Annotated in this window: 3 protein-coding genes; all 3 read right to left on the minus strand. The window is 60.5% G+C overall.

The annotated features are described in order from the left end of the window. Nucleotides 1-216: hypothetical protein (locus CXR03_RS17675; protein WP_146070552.1), on the minus strand; the 216-nt coding region annotated here is incomplete at its 3' end. A 21-nt stretch (nt 217-237) separates the two neighbouring features. Beyond that, entirely contained in the window at nt 238-756 is a 519-nt protein-coding gene (locus CXR03_RS17680; protein ID WP_104056281.1) for a hypothetical protein, read from the minus strand. A 22-nt stretch (nt 757-778) separates the two neighbouring features. Beyond that, nucleotides 779-1,123: a hypothetical protein gene (locus CXR03_RS17685; protein ID WP_104056279.1), complete on the minus strand. Its 345-nt coding sequence runs from the start codon at nt 1,121-1,123 to the stop codon at nt 779-781. Between the last annotated feature and the right edge of the window lie 179 nt (nt 1,124-1,302).

Consider the following 1,302-nt stretch of genomic DNA (forward strand, 5'->3'; position numbering starts at 1 on the left):
TGAGCTGGTGGTAACCAGTCCCAGCAGTGTTGCCTCTCCCGTCAGCGCCTGGAAAAAGTCCTGGTGCTTGGCACGCACGGATTCCTTCTGGGCGATGGTGCCCAGCCCGTATGCCTGGCCTTCGAGCTTCCAAATGCCGTAGGCCACGCCGTCGCGGGTGACGAAGATGTTTTCGCGCATCCAGCGGACCGGTTGGCGGATGTTGTCTTTTGCCATGTGAGGCTCCTAGCGATTTTTTTAGCGGGCTGTGGTCAGATCGGCGGTGAGCCGATCCAGCCCGGAGTTGATCTGTACGTGCTCGATGGCCGGCCCGTTTCGGTGCCCGGAGTCCGTGGCATCCGTTTCCGGGGCCGTGGCTGCCGGCGCTTTTTTGGGCTTCTTCTTCGGCTTGGTTTTGGAGTAGGTGGCCGGCAGTTTCTGTCCGCGGTATTTCCCGGTCCGCGGACGGAGCATCAGGGCCATCGAGCAGTTGATCAGGTTGATGATTGATCGGCGGGATCCGGGCATCCTGCCCACCCCGTAAGTGATCCCTACGGCCGCGGCAGCAATAAACAGCACGTCCGTGATGGCGCCCTGGGTCCACAGTGGCCGGGAGATAAACCCAACAACCACGGTCACGATGCCAACGATGAACTGAGTCACCGTGTAGGGGCCGCCGGGGATGGCCTCACCGGCAGGAGTCACGCCGATCAGCTGCTGGAATTTGCGCGCTGCGGTGTAGAACCTTCCCGTCTGAACGTGGTCCTGGTTGCTCATGGGTTTATCTCCCGGTCTCGGCTTAGATTCGTGTGGTCAGTGCTGCGCGCGCGTAGGTGATCATCTGGTTGGCCGTATCCATTCCCACCGTTTCCCCCGCGGCACGCTCGGAGAAGAACGAGATGAGCATGGGCAGGGCCGCAATCAGGCCGCCGACGATGATTCCCATAACCACGGATCCGACGTTCTTACCCCTCCAAGCGATGATCAGGGCGACGATCAGACCGAGAACGACCAGGATTCCCTGGATGGCGGTCTGCGTTGCGGCGGTTTTTTCGTTTACCCAGTCGAAAACGCCTGCTGCCTGCGGTGAGGTGGAAGCGGCAGCAATTTTGTCTGTGGCGGTGGCGATAGCGGTGCTGAACATGATGGTGGCTCCTTGAGTTCTAGGGATGGGGTTACTTCGACAGTGCCGGGGCTGAGTTGAGTGACTGGATCTCCCAGCGCCCATCCCGGACTTTCAGGCTCAGTACGTACTGAGCTGGCTTGGTGGTGGTATCTCGGGTGAGGTTCATATCGACCAGAACCTCCGCAGTTTGGCCGGCG

The sequence above is a fragment of the Arthrobacter sp. 08Y14 genome, assembly GCF_002929455.1.
Taxonomy (GTDB): Bacteria; Actinomycetota; Actinomycetes; order Actinomycetales; family Micrococcaceae; genus Arthrobacter_B; species Arthrobacter_B sunyaminii.

Excerpts from the sequence above, each read along its gene's own strand:
- CXR03_RS17685 (WP_104056279.1), bottom strand. The coding sequence starts at position 1,123 with ATGTTCAGCACCGCTATCGCCACCGCCACAGACAAAATTGCTGCCGCT.
- CXR03_RS17680 (WP_104056281.1), bottom strand. The coding sequence starts at position 756 with ATGAGCAACCAGGACCACGTTCAGACGGGAAGGTTCTACACCGCAGCG.